12 protein-coding genes, 1 tRNA gene and 1 pseudogene are annotated in these 18,542 nt (G+C 66.2%); 9 read left to right on the forward strand and 5 right to left on the reverse strand.

Annotated elements, in window-relative coordinates; genetic code table 11:
- Positions 1 to 190 precede the first annotated feature (190 nt).
- From typA to SJY20_RS04710, 7 genes and pseudogenes are all read left to right on the forward strand, one after another.
- Positions 191 to 2,036, forward strand: a pseudogene (typA, locus tag SJY20_RS04680) (translational GTPase TypA).
- A 400-nt stretch (positions 2,037 to 2,436) separates the two neighbouring features.
- Positions 2,437 to 2,521 (forward strand) — tRNA-Leu (locus tag SJY20_RS04685).
- Between the two features lie 41 nt (positions 2,522 to 2,562).
- Complete coding sequence (locus SJY20_RS04690) at positions 2,563 to 3,789, forward strand: NAD(P)/FAD-dependent oxidoreductase (RefSeq protein ID WP_380785436.1); 1,227 nt, start codon at positions 2,563 to 2,565, stop codon at positions 3,787 to 3,789.
- Between the two features lie 47 nt (positions 3,790 to 3,836).
- Positions 3,837 to 4,838, forward strand: a complete 1,002-nt coding sequence (locus SJY20_RS04695; RefSeq protein ID WP_380785437.1) for a fumarylacetoacetate hydrolase family protein — start codon at positions 3,837 to 3,839, stop codon at positions 4,836 to 4,838.
- A 125-nt stretch (positions 4,839 to 4,963) separates the two neighbouring features.
- Entirely contained in the window at positions 4,964 to 6,244 is a 1,281-nt protein-coding gene (locus SJY20_RS04700; protein ID WP_380785438.1) for a 3-methyl-2-oxobutanoate dehydrogenase (2-methylpropanoyl-transferring) subunit alpha, read from the forward strand.
- A gap of 59 nt (positions 6,245 to 6,303) precedes the next feature.
- Positions 6,304 to 7,311, forward strand: coding sequence for an alpha-ketoacid dehydrogenase subunit beta (locus tag SJY20_RS04705; RefSeq protein ID WP_380788562.1), 1,008 nt, complete (start codon positions 6,304 to 6,306; stop codon positions 7,309 to 7,311).
- Complete coding sequence (locus tag SJY20_RS04710) at positions 7,311 to 8,693, forward strand: dihydrolipoamide acetyltransferase family protein (protein ID WP_380785439.1); 1,383 nt, start codon at positions 7,311 to 7,313, stop codon at positions 8,691 to 8,693. Before SJY20_RS04705 ends, SJY20_RS04710 begins: the two co-directional genes overlap by 1 nt.
- Positions 8,694 to 8,728: 35 nt before the next feature.
- Here the strand turns inward: SJY20_RS04710 and SJY20_RS04715 are convergent, their stop codons facing one another.
- The 5 genes from SJY20_RS04715 to pgi all read right to left on the reverse strand — a co-directional run bounded on the left by SJY20_RS04715 (position 8,729) and on the right by pgi (position 16,959).
- Positions 8,729 to 10,153 (reverse strand): glucoamylase family protein, encoded by a 1,425-nt coding sequence (locus tag SJY20_RS04715; RefSeq protein ID WP_380785440.1) that lies wholly within the window; start codon positions 10,151 to 10,153, stop codon positions 8,729 to 8,731.
- A 51-nt stretch (positions 10,154 to 10,204) separates the two neighbouring features.
- On the reverse strand, positions 10,205 to 13,186 hold the full coding sequence (locus tag SJY20_RS04720; RefSeq protein ID WP_380785441.1) for a TonB-dependent receptor domain-containing protein: 2,982 nt from the start codon (positions 13,184 to 13,186) through the stop codon (positions 10,205 to 10,207).
- Between the two features lie 274 nt (positions 13,187 to 13,460).
- The gene (gene gorA / locus SJY20_RS04725) at positions 13,461 to 14,816 is read right to left on the reverse strand and encodes a glutathione-disulfide reductase (protein ID WP_380785442.1); all 1,356 of its coding nucleotides are present in this window, start codon (positions 14,814 to 14,816) and stop codon (positions 13,461 to 13,463) included.
- 87 nt (positions 14,817 to 14,903) lie between these two features.
- Positions 14,904 to 15,278 carry a DUF4174 domain-containing protein gene (locus SJY20_RS04730; RefSeq protein ID WP_380785443.1) on the reverse strand — a complete coding sequence of 125 codons (375 nt, stop codon included), beginning with the start codon at positions 15,276 to 15,278 and terminating at the stop codon, positions 14,904 to 14,906.
- Positions 15,279 to 15,471: 193 nt separating this feature from the next.
- Positions 15,472 to 16,959 carry a glucose-6-phosphate isomerase gene (gene pgi / locus SJY20_RS04735; protein WP_380785444.1) on the reverse strand — a complete coding sequence of 496 codons (1,488 nt, stop codon included), beginning with the start codon at positions 16,957 to 16,959 and terminating at the stop codon, positions 15,472 to 15,474.
- Between the two features lie 105 nt (positions 16,960 to 17,064).
- On the opposite strand from pgi, the gene lepB reads away from it, so the two are divergent.
- Positions 17,065 to 17,868 (forward strand): signal peptidase I, encoded by an 804-nt coding sequence (gene lepB / locus SJY20_RS04740; RefSeq protein ID WP_380785445.1) that lies wholly within the window; start codon positions 17,065 to 17,067, stop codon positions 17,866 to 17,868.
- 26 nt (positions 17,869 to 17,894) lie between these two features.
- Positions 17,895 to 18,527, forward strand: a complete 633-nt coding sequence (rnc, locus tag SJY20_RS04745) for a ribonuclease III (protein ID WP_380788564.1) — start codon at positions 17,895 to 17,897, stop codon at positions 18,525 to 18,527.
- Positions 18,528 to 18,542: the final 15 nt, after the last annotated feature.

The raw sequence follows: 18,542 nt of genomic DNA on the forward strand, positions 1-18,542 counted from the left end.
TCGGTCTCCAGTGCAGCGGTACGCATGGTGACGGCAACCGGCTCCACGTTCAAGTGGTATATGGGAGCAACACACTGTCCGAGCGGAGCGCCAAGCCGCCTGTCTCCCCAAACACCGGCCGGTCTTCCCGCGGCGCAACAATTCGGCTATGGGCGCGCCCAGCTATATCCACGTACCTTCAGGAATTTCCATGAGCCTCCGCAATGTGGCGATCATCGCGCACGTCGATCACGGCAAGACGACCCTGGTCGACCAGCTGTTCCGCCAGTCCGGCACCTTCCGCGACAACCAGCGCATCGAAGAGCGCGCGATGGATTCGAACGACCTCGAGAAGGAGCGCGGGATCACGATTCTCGCCAAGCCGACCTCGGTCGACTGGACTCCTCCCGGCGAGTCCGAGAGCATCCGCATCAACATCGTCGACACGCCTGGCCACGCCGATTTCGGCGGCGAAGTCGAGCGCATCCTGTCGATGGTCGACGGCGTCGTCCTGCTGGTCGATTCGTCGGAAGGCGCGATGCCGCAGACCAAGTTCGTCACCGGCAAGGCGCTCGCGCTCGGCCTGAAGCCGATCGTCGTCGTCAACAAGGTCGATCGCAACGACGCGCGCATCCAGGAAGTGCTCGACGAAGTGTTCGACCTGTTCGTGTCGCTCGACGCGAACGACGACCAGCTCGACTTCCCCGTGCTCTACGCATCGGGCCGCAACGGCTATGCCTCGACCGACATGGACGCGCGCGAAGGCACGCTGATCCCGATGTTCGAGACGATCGTGAAGCACGTGCCGCCGCCCGCCGTGGAAGTCGCCGGCGTGCCGTTCACCTTCCTCGTCACGCTGCTCGATCGCGATCCGTTCCTCGGCCGCGTCCTTACGGGTCGCGTCAATTCGGGTACCGTGAAGACCAACCAGGCGATCCACGCGCTCGATAACGACGGCAAGATCATCGAGACCGGTCGTGCCTCGAAGATCATGTCGTTCCGTGGTCTCGACCGCGTCCCCGTCGACGAAGCCAAGGCTGGCGACATCATCTCGCTCGCAGGGCTTTCGGTGGCAACCGTGGCCGACACTATCGCCGACATCACGGTGACCGAGCCGCTGCACGCGCAGCCGATCGATCCTCCCACGCTGTCGATGCGTTTTGCCGTGAACGATTCGCCGATGGCGGGCCGCGAGGGCACCAAGGTGACGTCGCGCATGATCCGCGAGCGCCTGTTCCGCGAAGCCGAGTCGAACGTCGCCGTGAAGGTGACCGAGGCGGCCGACAAGGACAGCTTCGAAGTCGCCGGTCGCGGCGAGCTTCAGCTGGGCGTGCTGATCGAGACGATGCGCCGCGAAGGCTTCGAGCTGGGCATCTCGCGTCCGCGCGTGCTGTTCGGCGAGGACGAGAACGGCAAGAAGACCGAGCCGTACGAGACCGTCATCATCGACGTCGACGAAGAAGCATTCGGGCACCGTCGTCGAGAAGATGAACATCCGTAAGGCCGAGATGACCGACATGCGTCCGTCGACCGGCGGCAAGACCCGCATCACCTTCTCGGCGCCGTCGCGCGGGATGATCGGCTACCACGGCGAATTCCTGTCCGACACGCGCGGCACGGGCATCATGAACCGGCTGTACGAGAAGTACGGCCCCCACAAGGGTCCGATCGAGGGCCGCAAGAACGGCGTCCTGATCTCGAACGGGTCGGGTGAAGCCAACAACTACGCGCTGGGTCCGCTCGAGGAGCGCGGCATCCTGTTCGTGGGTCACGGCGAGGCGCTCTATGAGGGCATGATCGTCGGCGAGAACGCCAAGCCGGACGACCTTGAGGTCAACCCGATGAAGACCAAGGCGCTGACCAACTTCCGCGCGAGCGGCGGCAAGGACGACCAGGTTCGCCTGACCCCGCCGAAGCGCGCGACGTTGGAGCAGGCGATCGCGTACATCGACGACGACGAGATGGTCGAAGTCACGCCGAAGTCGATCCGCCTGCGCAAGCGCTTCCTGGACTCGAACGAGCGCAAGCGCGCGAGCCGGGCGAAGCAGAGCGCCTGAGGCCAGCACGGCGAAGCCGGCCGAGAGCCTTAGGCGCTCGGCCGGCTTCGCTAAAGCGAGGTCCGACGACGCGGCTTTACCGCGGCGCGCTGGGCAGGAAATGCAGAAGGGCCGGGGGGAAACCTCCGGCCCTTTTCTTTCGTCACCCTGACACATCGATCCTCCGTCACCGCGGGACACCGACTCTCCGTCATCCCGGGCTCGTCCCGGGTTCCAGAGCCACGAGGGCCAACGCCCGTAACCCTGGATCCCGGGACGAGCCCGGGATGACGGGGTAGGGGGGCGCAGGTGGCGCGCAGGCGGCGGGGGCGCCAACAAAACTCCCTCGCTCCCCTATGGAGTTCCGGCGGAAGCTCTCTTATAGACCCCAAACCCCGGCTAATTATGCCGCGGGACGCATGCGGGCGTGGTGGAATTGGTAGACGCGCCGGACTCAAAATCCGGTTCCGAGAGGAGTGTGGGTTCGATTCCCACCGCCCGCACCAGGCGTTTGTCCGGTCCTGATGGACCCAACCGGGTGAAGCGCATGGCCGACATCTATGACGTCCTGATCGTCGGCGCGGGCCATGCCGGCGCGCAGGCCGCGATGGCGTTGCGCCAGCGCAAGTTCACCGGGACGATCGCGCTGCTCGGCGACGAACCCGATCTTCCTTACGAACGCCCGCCGCTGTCGAAGGACTATCTGGCCGGCGACAAGCCGTTCGACCGCATCCTCATCCGCCCGCCTGCCTTCTGGGCCGATCGCGACGTTGCCCTGCTCCTGGGTCGCCGCGTCGAGACGGTCGATCCGGCTGGCAAGACGGTTACGCTGAGTGACGGGACGACGATCGGCTACGGCGCTCTGATATGGGCGACGGGCGGATCGCCGCGGCGGCTGACCTGCACAGGCAACGCCTTGCGCGGCGTCCATTCGGTCCGCAACCGCGCCGATGTCGACCGCATGATCGCCGAGATGCCCACGGTGGCGCGCGTCGTCGTGATCGGTGGCGGCTATATCGGACTGGAGGCCGCGGCGGTCCTGACCAAGCTCGGCAAGCAGGTAACGGTGCTGGAGGCGCAGGACCGTGTCCTCGCGCGCGTCGCGGGCGAGCCGCTGTCGCGCTTCTTCGAGGCCGAGCACCGCGCGCACGGTGTCGACATCCGCTTGGGTGTCGCTGTCGCCTGTATCAAGGAGCGGGACGGCGCTGCGGTCGGCGTGCGGCTGGCCGACGGCACCGTCCTCAGCTGCGAGATGGTGATCGTCGGCATCGGCATCGAACCTGCGGTCGCGCCACTGCTCGCTGCGGGCGTGGCGGGCGGCAACGGGGTCACGGTCGACGACTGTTGCCGCACCTCGCTGCCCGATGTGTTCGCGATCGGCGACTGTGCCGCGCATGCCAACCGCTTCGCCGACGGTGCCACGATCCGGCTCGAATCGGTGCAGAACGCCAACGACCAGGCGAACACCGTCGCCAAGCTGCTGACCGGCACGCCGGAGCGCTATGACGCGATACCATGGTTCTGGTCGCACCAGTACGACCTGAAGCTGCAGACCGTCGGCCTGTCGATCGGCCACGACACCGCGATCGTCCGCGGCGATGCCGACACCCGCGCCTTCTCGGTGATTTATCTGAAGCAGGGCCGCGTGATCGCGCTCGACTGCGTCAACGCCACCCGCGACTATGTCCAGGGCCGTGCGTTGGTCGAACGCGGTGCCGTTGTCGACCCGGCGCTGCTCGCCGACCCCGCCGTTCCTCTCAAGACGCTGGCGTAGCCCCCCGCGACACCGCTAGGATGGGGGAAACAACGAGAGGATTTGCCATGAAACTCGCCAGCCTCAAGAGCGGACGCGACGGTGCGCTCGTCGTCGTGTCGACGGATCTCGCCTGGTACGCCGACGCCGCGCATATCGCGCCGACGCTGCAGGCCGCGCTCGACGACTGGGACCGCACCGCGCCGTTGCTGGAGAATCTGTCGACCGATCTCGAGCACGAGATGATCCCGATGCGGCGGTTCCACGAACACGCCGCAGCGTCGCCATTGCCCCGCGCGTATCAATGGGCGGATGGCTCCGCCTATGTGAACCACGTCGCGCTGGTCCGCCAGGCGCGCGCCGCGGAAATGCCCGACAGCTTCTGGCACGACCCGTTGATGTATCAGGGCGGATCGGACGGGTTCCTCGGGCCGCGCGAACCGATCCCGCTCGCCGACGAAGCCTGGGGCTGTGACATGGAGGGCGAGGTCGTCGTCGTCACCGGCGACGTGCCCCTGGGCGCGACTCGCGAGGAAGCTTTGGCGGCGATCCGGCTGGTCGGGCTGACCAACGACGTGTCGCTGCGCAACCTGATCCCCGGCGAACTCGGCAAGGGCTTCGGCTTCTTCCAATCGAAGCCTGCCAGTGCGTTCTCGCCGGTCTTCGTCACCCCCGATGCGCTCGGGGACTGGTGGCAGGGCGGCAAGCTGCACCGCAAGCTGATGGTCGACCTCAACGGCCAGCCGTTCGGCCGCGCCGAGGCGGGCGAGGACATGACCTTCGATTTCGGCACGCTGGTCGCGCATGCCGCGAAGACGCGCGCGCTGGGCGCAGGCACGATCGTCGGCTCGGGCACGGTGTCGAACCGCGGCGCGGACGGCGGTCCGGGCAAGACCATCGCCGCTGGGGGCGTCGGCTATTCCTGCCTCGCCGAACTCCGCACGATCGAGACGATCGAAGGCGGCAAGCCGGTGACGCCGTTCCTCAAGGCTGGCGACACGGTCAAGATCTGGGCCGAAGATGAACGCCATCGACCGATCTTCGGGACGATCGAACAGACGGTAGGCTGACCTTTCCCCCTCCCTTCCGGGGAGGGGAGCCGGACACCGATTCACAACGCTTGAAATTTAATAACAAAGCTCCGAATAGGCTGCCGACGCGTTCGAAGCAGCGCGAACGACCTTAGGAGACTCGAGTGGCGACCAACCGCGCGAACCTGCAGCCGCTTGCGCTGCACGTGCCCGAACCGAAATTCCGCCCCGGCGACGCGGTGGATTTCGCCAGCGTCGACGTGCCACCCGCGGGGTCGGCGCGCCGCCCAGATACCGCGGACAAAGCCGATAGTTTCCACGAACTATCCTACACGTTGATCCGCGTGCTCGACGATGAGGGCAACGCGGTCGGCCCTTGGGACCCTAAGTTGTCGCCCGACGTGCTGCGCCGGATGTTGCGCAGCATGGTCCTGCTCCGCGCGTTCGACGAGCGGATGTTCCGCGCGCAGCGACAGGGCAAGACCAGCTTCTACATGAAGGCGCTGGGCGAGGAGGCGGTCGCGGTGTCGGCCGCCTATGCGCTCGATTACGACGACATGTGCTTCCCGTCCTACCGCCAGCAGGGCCTGCTGATCGCGCGGAACTGGGACCTGGTCGACATGATGAACCAGATCTATTCGAACAGCGCCGATCGCCTGCAGGGCAAGCAGCTGCCGATCATGTATTCGGTCAAGGAAGCCGGCTTCTTCTCGATCTCGGGCAACCTGACCACGCAATATCCGCAGGCGGTAGGCTGGGCGATGGCGTCCGCGGCCAAGGGCGACACCCGGATCGCTGCGACCTGGTGCGGTGAGGGCAGCACCGCGGAGGGCGACTTCCATTCGGCCTGTACCTTCGCCAGCGTCTACCGCGCACCGGTGATCTTCAACGTCGTCAACAACCAGTGGGCGATCTCAAGCTTCTCCGGGTTCGCCGGCGCCGAGTCGACGACCTTTGCCGCGCGCGCGATCGGATACGGGATCGCCGGGCTGCGCGTCGACGGCAACGACGCGCTCGCGGTCTATGCGGCCACGCAGTGGGCGGCCGAGCGCGCGCGGACCAACCAGGGCCCGACGCTGATCGAGCATTTCACCTATCGTACCGAAGGCCATTCGACCTCCGACGATCCCGGCCAGTATCGCAGCGCAGGTGAACCGACAGCGTGGCCGCTCGGCGATCCGATCGTGCGGCTGAAGGATCACCTGGTCGCGCTCGGCGAATGGGACGAGGATCGCCACATCGCGCAGGACAAGGAAGTCGGCGACCAGGTCAAGGCGGCGCAGAAGGAGGCCGAGAAGAACGGCATCCTCGGCCACGGCCTGCACCAGCCGCTCGACACGCTGTTCGACGGCGTGTTCGAGGAAATGCCCTGGCACCTGCGCGAACAGCAGGCGCAGATGATCGCGGAAGAGACGGCGAGCGGCCGTCCATGGGACAGGAAGTGATGACCGACACGACGACCGACGCCTCTGCAGGGCAGGACGCGGGCGAAGCGACCACGCGCATGAACATGATCCAGGCCATCAATTCCGCGATGGATATCATGATGGAGCGCGACCCCAACGTCATCGTCATGGGCGAGGATGTCGGCTATTTCGGCGGCGTCTTCCGCGCGACCGCCGGGCTCCAGGCCAAACACGGCAAGACCCGCGTGTTCGACACGCCGATCACCGAATGCGGCATCATCGGCGTCGCGGTCGGGATGGGCGCGTATGGCCTGCGTCCCGTCCCCGAAATCCAGTTCGCGGATTACATCTACCCCGCGCTCGACCAGCTGGTGTCGGAGGCCGCGCGGCTGCGCTATCGTTCGGCAGGCGAGTTCACCTCGCCGATCACGGTGCGGTCGCCGTTCGGGGGTGGCATCTTCGGCGGCCAGACGCACAGCCAGAGCCCCGAGGGGCTGTTCACGCACATGTCGGGGATCAAGACCGTCATTCCCTCGACGCCCTACGACGCCAAGGGCCTTCTGATCGCCGCGATCGAGGACAATGATCCGACGCTCTTCTTCGAACCCAAGCGCATCTACAACGGCCCGTTCGACGGATATTGGGACCGTCCCTCGCAGAACTGGTCGAAGCATCCGGCCGGCGAAGTCCCGACCGGCTATTACAAGATAGAGCTCGGCAAGGCGAAGATCGTCCGCGAGGGCCAGGCGCTGACCATCCTCGCTTACGGCACGATGGTCCATGTCTGCGCGGCCGTGGTCGCTGAAGCCGGGATCGACGCCGAGATCGTCGACCTGCGCACGCTGGTGCCGTTAGACATCGAGACGATCGAGGCGTCGGTGAAGAAAACCGGCCGCTGCATGATCGTGCACGAGGCGACGCGCACCAGCGGGTTCGGCGCAGAGCTGTCGGCGATCGTCCAGGAACGCTGCTTCTATCACCTCGAAGCCCCAATCGAGCGCGTCACCGGATTCGACACGCCGTACCCGCACAGCCTCGAATGGGCGTATTTCCCAGGCCCCGTCCGCATCGGCGAGGCGCTCAAGAAAATCATGAAGGACGCATAATGGCTCGCTTTACCTTCAAGCTGCCGGACATCGGCGAAGGCATCTCCGAGGCCGAGATCGTCGCGTGGCACGTGGCGATCGGCGACCGGGTCGAGGAGGACCAAGGCCTCGCCGACATGATGACCGACAAGGCGACCGTCGAGATGGAATCGCCGGTGTCGGGCGTCGTGATCGAACTCGCGGGCGAAGTCGGCGACCAGGTCTCGATCGGCGCCGCTCTGGTGGTGATCGAGACGGACGCGGTGGTTGCCGACGACGCCGAGGTCGTTGCCGCGCCGCTCACGCCCGCGCAGGTGGAAACGGCGGAGCAGTACGAAGCCGAGAACCCGGGTGTCGAAGAGGTGGTTGGGGCAACTCCCTCTCCCCTGCGGGGAGAGGGTCGGGGTGAGGGGCAGCCCCAGGCGGAAACGCCGGCAACTGCCCCAACCCCTCACCCCAGCCCTCTCCCCGCAGGGGAGAAGGAGCAGAAGCCGAGCGCTACTCCTGCAATTGGTGCGGAGCAGAAGGCTCACGCGCTCGCATCCCCCGCAGTCCGCGCGCGCGCGCGCGATCTCGGCATCGACCTCGCTTCGGTCAAAACCGACGCCGACCGCGTCCGTCACAGCGACCTCGACGCCTATCTCCGCTACGGCTCGGGCGAGGGCTATCACGCCCCGAACGCGTCGCGCGCCCGCGCCGACGTGCCCGTCAAGGTCATCGGCATGCGTCGCCGCATCGCCGAGAACATGGCCGCATCGAAGCGCGCGATCCCGCACTTCACCTATGTTGACGAGATCGACGTCACCGCGCTGGAGGCGATGCGCGCGGATCTCAACGCCAACCGCGGCGGCCGCCCGAAGCTGACCATGCTGCCGCTGATGATGGTTGCGATCTGCAAGACCATCCCCGACTTCCCGATGATGAACGCGCGCTACGACGACGAAGCCGGCATCGTCACCCGCCACGGCCAGGTCCACATGGGCATGGCCGCGCAGACCGACGCCGGGCTTACCGTCCCCGTGATCCGCGACGCGCAGGACCGCAACGTCTGGCAGCTCGCGACCGAAATCACGCGGCTTGCGGAAGCCGCGCGCGCCGGCAAGCTCGTGCCGAACGAGATGGGCGGCGGCACCATCACCGTCACCTCGCTCGGTCCGCTCGGCGGGATCGCGACCACGCCAGTGATCAACCGTCCCGAGGTCGCGATCATCGGCCCCAACAAGATCGTCGAACGCCCGGTGTTCCGTGATAATGGAAGAGGGGGTGACGACATCATCCGCGCAAAGCTGATGAACCTGTCGATCAGCTGCGACCACCGCGTCGTCGACGGCTGGGACGCGGCGAGCTTCGTTCAGGGTCTGAAGAAGTATTTGGAGACGCCGGTCCTGCTGTTCGCGGACTGACGCGCGGTGCGGGATCGACCGGGGTAGGCATTAGCCTATCCCCGGTCGATCCAGCCACCGCGGAACCCGGCGCGTTCCAGCCCGCGGCGGATATGCTGGTTGCGGCGCATCTTGGACCAGATCAGCCCCGATCGCAGGTTCTCGATCATCGCGACGATCGGCCCCTGGTCGATGCCGATATAATCGTCATCGACCCACCCGGTGCCGGGGACGATCTTGCCGTGCTTCAGCGGCGGCGTTCCGACCGTCAGCGTCGGGTTGAACGAGTCGAGAAAGCCGTATTTGCCGTAGATGTCGGGGCCGTAGCGGCGGTGCATCGTCTCGATCGCAGGCACGCAGATGTCGGGGGCGAATGCGATCGATCCGGCCGCCGCAGTCGGTGCGATCGTGCCGTCGTCGCGGTCGCCGGGGCCGCGCGCGGAATAACTGTAGAAATCGCGTTTCCGCCCGGCCACGTCGAGCGTGAAATCGCCGGGGCCATCGCACGCGGTCAGCCCCCAGACATCGGCGTCATACCCCTTCCAGCCGCCCGGGTTGGCGATCGCGTAGGCGCGCTGCGCCCGGGTCGCGCGGATGCTGTTCTCGAAATAATCGATCTTCTTGGCGCCGATGAAGCGGTCGCGGATGCCGCGGAAGTCGATCCAGACATGGCTGTACTGATGCCCGAACATCGGCGGGAAATGCGCGTACGCCTGGTTGCCTTCGCCGCTCCACGCCGCCTCGAACGTCTCGGTCCACATATCCCAGCGCTCCGCCGGGATCGGATGCGTCGGCGAACCTAGCGCCAGCACGTAGAGCAGCATGCTCTCGTTATAGATGTTCCAGTCGTCCGCGATGAACCCGCTCTCGGGGTGCCAGCCCATCGCCAGATAGCGCTGGCGCGGCGTGATCCAGTTCCATTCGACCGCGAAATACAGCTTGTCGGCAAGCTCGCGGATGCGGATCTCTTCGGGATGGTCGTCGTCGAACCACGCCTGCGCGAACAGTACCCCGGCCAGCAGCAGTGCGGTGTCGATCGTCGAAAGCTCGGACCGCGCGAACCGCTGACCCTTGGTGGTGCCGAGGAAGTGGTAGAAGAAGCCCTTATACCCAGTCATCCCCGTCGCAGCGTCGCCCTGCGGCGCGGCGGCGAAGAATTCCAGTGTCGCCAGCGTCCGCGCCCGCGCCTGTGCGCGGTCGATCCAGCCATGCGCGACGCCGATCGGATAGGCGGTGAGCGCAAAGCCGACCGCCGCGATCGACGCGAACGACGGCGTCGGCCAGCGATCGGGAGCCAGCCCGGTCTTGGGGTCGGTGGTGTCCCAGAAATAGCGGAACGTGCGTTCCTGCAGATCGGCGACCAGATCGGGCGCGTCGCGCGGGCCGACCCGGGTGGTGGCGCAGCCGCCCAGGGCGAGCGCACCGGTGCCCAGAAAATGCCGGCGGTTCAGCCCGAAGGCTGCGGAATCAACGTCATCCATGGCGAAACAACGAACGAGCACCCGGTGGGTGCCCGTTCGTGGCCTTTCAGGTCAGAACCGATAGCCCGCGCGGAACTGGATCCTGCGCGGCAGCGTCTGCAGGCCGGTAGGAGCGTTGGTCGTGCTGTTGAACGAATAGCTCTCGCCGACGCCGATGAATCCCGAATAGCCGGTGTAGTTCTTGTTGTTGAAGGCGTTGAGCAGGTCGACCGCGACGTTGATGTTGTGCGTATCGAACACCTTGATGTTGTTCTGCAGCGTCAGGTTGACCTCGCAGAACGCGAACACGCCCTTGATGCAGTTCTTCGGCCGGTACAGCGATCGGATCACCTGCTGGTTGACGCTGGTGCCGGCGGTCTGGTCGAGCACCTGGAACGCGGTGCCGCTGCCGAGCGTGGTCAGCGTCGACAGCTGGAAGCCCAGCGGCAGGTCGCCGATCCCCGAGAACACGATGCGGTGGCGCTCGTCCTGGTCGGCGATCGGGCGCCAGCCATATTTGTCGGGCGTGACCTTATCCAGGCTGAACAGGTCGCCGCCGTCCTGCTCGGCCTTGGACAGCGTATAGGCGATGTTGAAGCCCCAACCCGACGCCTTGGTGTAATCCTTGTCGATCGTCACCAGCAGCGCCTTGTAGCGGGTGCGCAGCCCGTCATAGCCGATCAGCACGTTGCTATAGCCGTTGGCGCGCGGGATCGTCGTGTCGCAGCACGATCCGTCGGCGTTGCGGGTCGCGAACAGGTGCGTGTAGCCGTTCTGGCCGCGCACGTACGATCCGGTGAACGATGTCCGGAAGATGCCGAACCTCTGCCGCAGGCCGAAGCTGAACTGGTCGGTAGACGGCGCCTTGGCGTCGTTCTTGACCGCGAACAATTCGGGAAGCCCGGTCTGCGCGGTCGCGCGCAACGCCAGCAGGCCATCGCGGGTCTGGTATGCTGGGTCCCACACCACCGTCGGGTTGCCGTCGCGCGGCTTCCCGTCGCGCGAGAAATAGAACACGCCGGTCGAATATTGCAGGCGGAATTGCTCGTCGAGCGTGTTGTTGAAGACGTTGCGATCGTAATATTTGCCGTATCCGCCGAAGAACACCGTGCGCTGGTCGTCGTTGACATCATAGCTGAAACCGATCCGCGGCTGGAACATGTCTTTCCGCGTCGGCCGGTCGGTGCCGTCGGTGATATAGTCAGCGGGGTCGAAATAATCGGTCTTGGGCAGGGCGCTCAGGGTGGCGATCGCCGAGGCGGGGCTGCGATATTTGTTGTTGAACAGGTTGCTTTCGTAATCCCAACGAATGCCCGCGTTGATCTGGAGCTTGTCGGTCACGTCCCAATCGTCCTGCAGATACAGCCCGAGCTGCGAATTCGACGCGATGATCCGCGGATTGCCGACACCGATCTGCGCGGTCGCGGGAAAGCTGAAGTCCAGTCCGCGCAGGGCGTCGGTCTGGAAGAAATAGTGCGGCTGGACGAACAGGTTCTTGGTGAAATCATAGTCCTGGAACGCGAAGCGGATGCCGCCCTTGATCACGTGACCCGCCAGGCCGTTGTACGTCAGGTCGTCGCGCAGCACATAGCTCTGCTGGCTGATCTTCTGCGTCGAGTCCTTGCCGCCGAAGGTGATGACGCCCTGATATTCGAAGCTCGGATCGTCGGGGTTCAGAGACGACGGATTATAGACCGAATCGAGATAGGTCAGGTTCGCCTCGTTGACGAAGCTGTCGCCGGTATAGGTCCATTTGTAGGTATAGGTGTCGGTCTTGTTGATCTTGTTGACCGCCGCCGAATAGGCAATGTTGGCGGACCCGAAATTGGCGCCGAACCCAGTGATGTCGGTCTCCTGCCGACGGCTGAACGACAGGTCGAACACCTGGCGCTCGTCGGGGGTGAAGGTCAGCTTGCCGAAGTAGAAATCGCCGCGATACGGGCTGACATAGGTGCCCTCATACTGGCCGAACGCCGCGGCGTTGGCGGGGGTGCGGTTGCCGACGCTCACGCTCGATGCGCGATCCTGGTCGTTGCCTTCGTACGCGCCGAAGAAGAACAGCTTGTCCTTGATGATCGGGCCGCCCAGCGCGATGCCGTATTGCTTGCGCTCGAACTTCGGTTTGTCGCGACCGGCGCGCTCGTCGATGATGTTGGCGGCGGTCAGGCTGCGGTCGGTATACTGGCCGAACACCTCGCCGTGGAATTCGTTGGTACCCGACTTGGTGATCGCGGTGACGATCGCGGAGCCGGCCTGTTCGTACTCGGCCTTGTAGTTCTGCGTCAGCACGCGGAACTCGCCGACCGCGAGCTGGCCAAACGGGTTGCCGCGGCTGTCGGTCTGGCCGGCGATGCCGCCCAGCGTCTGGCTCTTCAGGCTGGTGCCGTCGATGAAGACGTTGACCTGGCTGGCGGGCGAGGCGCCGGAGACGATGCCCTTGTTGGTCTCGCTGTCGTTGTAGCGCACGCCTGGTGCGAGCGCTGCGAAGGTCAGGAAGTTGCGATCGCCCTGCGGCAGGATGCGGATCTGGTTCTGGCTGACGTTGGTCGCGACTTCGCTGGTCTTGGTCTCCACCAGCCGGTTGCCGGTGACCACGACGTCGCCACCCGGGGTTTCGGCAGTGGGCGTCGCATCGGCCGTGGCGCCCGCAGCGGGGGTCGCGTCGGTACCGCCTGGCGCGGCAGGCGCCGCAGCGGTGGCGGGCGCCAGCGTGATGTTCAGCGTTGTCGCCTGGCCGACCCCGACGATCACTGTCTGTTCGGTAGTCGTGCCGGTCGGACCGGTGACGGTGATGGTGTATTGCGCCGGTCGCAGCCCGTTCAGCACATAGCTGCCGCTGGCCGACGACGTCGCGCGAAGGGTCTGGTTGGTGCCGCGGTTGACCGCCACCACGGTCGCCCCCGCGACCGCAGCGCCGGCGCCGTCGCGAACCTGCCCGCGGATCGACGCGGTGGTGGTCTGCGCGGCGGCGGGCGCGGTCAGCGCCAGGCTTGCGCCGAGGATGGTCGTCGTCGCCAGGGCAGCGCGGAGCGCTACCGATGTCATGGTCTTCATTGTCGCGTGTCCCTGTCTGCCGACGGGGGTGTATGGGCACGCGGTCGTCCTTGCTGCCCGGTGGCGGCATGCGCTGAATGCGGTGACGGCTGGTGCGGCCTCATGGCCCCTCGTCCTGCTCCTGTCCGGCTCGTGCGTCTGTCGCGCACGGGTACCCGTCACAAAGCGGTACGCTCGAAGCCAGGGGCCGCCAATACCCAAGAGACGCGCCGACGCATCATAGCGCCGACGCGTGTCTTCCGGGTCACAAGTCGTTGAACATGCGTAACGAAGTTCAGCGCATTAGGACGAGCTCTTCCGCCATACTCGGATGCAGCGCGACGGTGGCGTCGAAGTCGGCCTTGGTCAGTCCGGCCTTCACCGCGACTGCGGCGGCCTGCAGGATCTCGGCGCAGTCCGGGCCGATCATGTGCAGTCCGACGACCCGGTCGGTCTCGGCGTCGCACACCATCTTGTACAGCGATCGTTCGTTGCGCCCCGCCAGCACGTTCTTCATCGGCCGGAAGTCGGAAGAATAGACCCGGACCGAGCCGAGCGCGTTCCTGGCCTCGGCCTCGGTCAGGCCGACGCCGGCCATCGGCGGGTGGCTGAACACCGCGCTCGGCACGCAGGTGTAGTCGACCTTGGTCGGCTTGCCGCCATAGATGGTGTCCGCGAACGCCTGGCCTTCGCGGATCGCGATCGGGGTCAGCTGGATGCGGTTGGTGACATCGCCGATCGCGTAGATGCTGTCGCAGCTCGAGCGATTGTCGGCATCGACCACGATCGCGCCCAGCGCGTCCAGTTCGACCCCGGCACTGTCGAGACCCAGTCCGCGGGTGTTGGGCAGCCGTCCGGTCGCGAACATCACCGCGTCGACCACCGCGGGCTCGTACCCGCCCATGCGGACGGTGAGGCAGCCGTCCTCGTCCTTGTCGATCCCTTCGAGCGCGGCGTTGAAGCGGAATTCGATCCCCTTGGTGATCGAGATCTGCAGCAGCCGGTCGACGATCTGGCGGTCATAGCCGCGCAGGATCTGGTCGGTGCGGTTGACCAGGATGACGTGCGCGCCAAGCTGGTGAAAGATCCCGGCGAACTCGTTGGCGATGTATCCGCCCCCCGCGATCAGGATCCGCTTCGGCACGTCGTCGAGGTGGAACGCCTCGTTCGAGGTGATGCCGTGCTCGGCGCCGGGAACGTCGGGGACCAGAGGATGCGCGCCGACCGCGATCAGGATGCGCGCGGCGGTCTTCTTCGTGCCGTCCGACAGCGTGACTTCGTTGGGCCCGCTGACGACGGCGCGCGACAGGATAATCTCGACCCCGTTGTTGTTCAGCGTGTTGGTATAGGCGCCGTTGATCCGGTCGACCTCCTCCAGCACATTGTCGCGCAGCGTCGGCCAACTGAACGCGAGCGGCTCCGGAACGTCCCAGCCGAACCGCTTGGCGTCCTTCAGATCCTCCGCGAAATGCGCGCCGTAGACGAGCAGCTTTTTCGGCACGCAGCCGCGGATGACGCAAGTGCCGCCCACCCGGTATTCCTCGGCCACCGCGACCCGCGCGCCGTGTGCGGCTGCGACGCGCGACGCGCGCGTGCCGCCGGAGCCTGCGCCGATGACGAAGAGGTCGTAGTCATAATGGGGGTCGGTCACGGGCGTTCCTCGTACGGTATGCCTGCCACTTGGGGCAGCACGCGCGCGCGGACAAGGCCGCCGTCCCGATCACTGTGATCGCTACGCCTATCGCTGACCCGCCTTGCGCATCGGCATCGCGTCGATCGTCTCGGCCAGCGCTGCGGCGGGGAAGGGGTGCGCGCTCCGCAGCTTCTCGCCACCATCCTTGCCGATCAGGATCGCGGTGAAGCCAGCGGGCAGGCGATATTTGCGGCGCACGGCCGCGGCGGCGTCGGCTGCGCCGGAGACGCGGTCCCCGACGATCTCGACGATGGTAAGGTCGCGCGCTTCGCTTTCCTTCCGCCAGGCGGTGAGGATGCGGCGCTGTTCGATAAGCTGCGGGTCGGTCGCGCTCGGCGCCGCGACGACGAGGATACGCCGCTCCCATTTCATCTGCGCGATGGTGCTTTGGGCGAGAGCGGCGGCGATCAGCATGGACATGGATAGGTAACGCCCGAGCGCCCACCGTTCTCCCGCGAAAGCGGGCGCCCGCCTCCGTGGGGGAACGGTCTCAGTCACCACCGTTCCCCGGCGAAGGCCGGGGTCCAGTTGGGAAGGCTTGCGTTTGCGGCACTGCCGTTCACCAACTGGGCCCCGGCCTCCGCCGGGGAACGGTATTATCCCTGCGCCCGCCTTACCCGAACGCGCGCTTGATCAGATCGTCCGTGGACGGATCGAAACTCCCGCCGCCCTTGGCCGCTTCCTTCGCCATCTCCTTGCCAAGCTCCACCCCGAACTGGTCGAACGAATTGATCCCCAACAGCACGCCGTTCACGAACACCCGGTGTTCGTAGAACGCGATCAGCGCGCCCAGCGTCCGCGCGTCGAGATCGTCGAGCAGCAGCGTCGACGACGGCCGGTCGCCCGAATAGCTGCGCGCCGGATCCTCGACCTGCTTCCCCGCCATCAACGCAGCGCCCTGCGCAAACGCGTTGAGCAACAGCGCCTTGTGATGATCCTCGGCCAGCGTATCGCCTGGCTCGATCACCGCGATGAACTCGACCGGGACCAGATGCGTACCCTGGTGGAGCAGCTGGAACACCGCATGCTGCGCGTCGGTGCCGACCCCACCCCAGGTGATCGCCGCGGTCGGACGCCCGACCGGCTGGCCGTCGACGGTCACGGCCTTGCCGTTCGATTCCATCTCGAGCTGTTGCAGATAGCTCGGCAGCAACCGCAGCCGCTCGTCATAGGCGAACGGCGCGCGGGTCTCGGCGCCCCGGACCTGGGTGTAATAGAGGTCGGCGAACGCCGCGAGTGCGGGCGCGTTCTCGTGCAGCGCGGCGAGGCGGAAATGCCGGTCCATCTCGGCCGCACCCTCCAGCAGCTCCTCGAACTTGTCCCAGCCGAGCGCGATCGCGGCCGGGAACCCGATCGTCGACCACAGCGAATAGCGCCCGCCGACGCTTTCGGCGAACGGCAGGATGCGGGTCTCGTCGACGCCCCATTCCATCGCCTTTTCGGGCGCCGCGGTCAGCGCGATCACCCGGCCGTACGGATCCTCGACATTATGCTCGGTCATCCACTGCAGCACCGATTCGGCGTTCATCATCGTCTCGGTGGTGGTGAAGGTCTTCGACGCGACCACCAGCAACGTCGCCGCCGGATCGAACCGCTCGAACACGTCCTCCAGCGCGACGCCGTCGACGTTCGACACGATCGCGACGTCGTAGCGCTTGTCCTCGCGACCCAGCGCGTCGACCAGCAGGTGCGGGCCCAGCGCCGATCCGCCGATCCCGACGTGCAGCACGTGGCGCACCGGGCCCAGCGCCTCCGCCTCGATCGCGTCGATCAACGCGCGCATCCGAGCGTGGCTAGCGGCCGCGATCGCGACGCTCTCGGGCTTGCCCTCGCCGCGCTCGGCGGTGTGCTCGACCGCGCGGTTCTCGGTGACGTTGACGATCTTGCCCGAAAACAATCCCTCGCGCTTGCCGGCCAGATCCTGCGCCTTGGCGAGATCGGCGAAGGCTGCGATCGCATCCTTGGTCAGATGCGTCTTCGACCAGTCGAAATGGATGCCCGAGACGTCCAGGCTCAGCGTCGCCAGCCGGTCTGGGTCGCCTGCGAACAGCTCGGTCAGCTTGGTGGCGGGCAGCGCTTCGATCTTGGACCAGTCGGCCATAATGTCTCTCCGTAAGGAATCGCGAACGATACGCGTGGTGCCTACCAATCGATCCTCCAAACCGCCAGCTTGACGACGCGCGCGACCCCACGCAAACCGCGCGGCATGGCCAAAACCCCCAAACCCGCTCGGTCCGAGAGCAGCGAGACGCTCCGCTTCCTGCTGAAACTCGCGCTGGTGGTCCTGATCGTGCGCAGCTTCCTGTTCGCGCCGTTCAGCATCCCGAGTGAATCGATGCTGCCGCGGCTGCTGATCGGCGACTATCTGTTCGTGACGAAATGGAACTACGGCTATTCGCGCTGGTCGCTGCCCTGGGGCGCGCCGCTGATCCCCGGACGTATCCTCGGCAGCGCCCCGACACGCGGCGACGTCATCGTCTTCCGCGCGCCCGAGGTGCTCGATCACGATGTCATCAAGCGCGTCATCGGCCTGCCCGGCGAAACCATCCAGATGCGCGCCGGCCAGGTGATCCTCAACGGCACGCCGATCCCGAAGCTCCGCATCGCCGACTTCACGCTGCCGCTGACCGCCAATTTCAACGCCGAAAAGTGCGGTGCGAACTTCCAGGACGTCGATGCGAAGGGCATCCCGATCTGCCGCTATCCGCGGTTCCGGGAAACGTTGCCCGGTGGCCGGAGCTACGAGGTTCTCGACCAGGGACAGATGCCCGACCGCGACGATACCGGCGTCTATACCGTCCCCGCTGGCCATATCTTCGTGATGGGCGACAACCGCGACGACAGCGGCGACAGCCGCTTCCCCGCGCCGCAGGGCATGGGCTACGTCCCGCTCGAGAATGTCGAGGGCAAGGCGCTCGTGACCTTCTTCTCGACCGACGGCAACGCCTCGTTCGCGCCGTGGACGTGGTTCACCGCCGCGCGTGGATCGCGGATCGGGCAGGGGTTTTGAGCGACCTCGCGACATGGTTGACCGCGATGTTCGGTCGCCGCCCGAGCGATCTGGCGCCCTATGAGCGTGCGCTGACGCATGGCAGCCAAGCGGCGGCGAACTACGAACGGCTCGAATTCCTCGGCGACCGCGTGCTCGGGCTGGTCGTGGCCGAATGGCTGTACGAGACCTTCGAGGGCGACGCCGAGGGGCAATTGTCGAAGCGGCTCAACGCGCTGGTCACCGGCGCGGTCTGCGCCGACGTCGCCCGCGAACTGGGCGTGCGCGATCACCTCAAGCTCGGCAAGCAGGCGCGCGACGACGGCGCATCGGACAGCGACAATGTGCTGGGCGACGTGATGGAGGCGCTGATCGGCGCGTGGTACCGCGAGGCCGGACTGGATGCGGTCCGCGCGTTCGTGCGCCGCACCTGGGGCGACCGCGTCAAGGCCGGGGCGAAGGCTCCGCAGCACCCCAAGTCTCAGCTGCAAGAATGGGCCGCCGCGCACAACCGTCGCGCCCCCGACTACCGCGTCGTCGACCGCACCGGCCCCGGCCACGCGCCGCGCTTCACCATCGCGGTATCGCTCGGCAGCTTTGCCGAGGCGGTCGCGGAAGGCACCAGCAAGCAGGAGGCCGAGACCGCAGCGGCTAAGGCGCTCTTGGAAAAACTGTCATAATCCGTCATGCGGCTC

The sequence above is a fragment of the Sphingomonas sp. R86521 genome (assembly GCF_042466235.1).
Classification (GTDB): Bacteria; Pseudomonadota; Alphaproteobacteria; order Sphingomonadales; family Sphingomonadaceae; genus Sphingomonas.

Bases quoted from the DNA above. Each gene is read 5' to 3' on its own strand.
- SJY20_RS04690 (WP_380785436.1), top strand. From the start codon at position 2,563: ATGGCCGACATCTATGACGTCCTGATCGTCGGCGCGGGCCATGCCGGC.
- SJY20_RS04695 (WP_380785437.1), top strand. From the start codon at position 3,837: ATGAAACTCGCCAGCCTCAAGAGCGGACGCGACGGTGCGCTCGTCGTC.
- SJY20_RS04705 (WP_380788562.1), top strand. From the start codon at position 6,304: ATGAACATGATCCAGGCCATCAATTCCGCGATGGATATCATGATGGAG.
- SJY20_RS04710 (WP_380785439.1), top strand. From the start codon at position 7,311: ATGGCTCGCTTTACCTTCAAGCTGCCGGACATCGGCGAAGGCATCTCC.
- SJY20_RS04715 (WP_380785440.1), bottom strand. From the start codon at position 10,153: ATGGATGACGTTGATTCCGCAGCCTTCGGGCTGAACCGCCGGCATTTT.
- SJY20_RS04720 (WP_380785441.1), bottom strand. From the start codon at position 13,186: ATGAAGACCATGACATCGGTAGCGCTCCGCGCTGCCCTGGCGACGACG.
- SJY20_RS04730 (WP_380785443.1), bottom strand. From the start codon at position 15,278: ATGTCCATGCTGATCGCCGCCGCTCTCGCCCAAAGCACCATCGCGCAG.
- pgi (WP_380785444.1), bottom strand. From the start codon at position 16,959: ATGGCCGACTGGTCCAAGATCGAAGCGCTGCCCGCCACCAAGCTGACC.
- lepB (WP_380785445.1), top strand. From the start codon at position 17,065: ATGGCCAAAACCCCCAAACCCGCTCGGTCCGAGAGCAGCGAGACGCTC.
- rnc (WP_380788564.1), top strand. From the start codon at position 17,895: ATGTTCGGTCGCCGCCCGAGCGATCTGGCGCCCTATGAGCGTGCGCTG.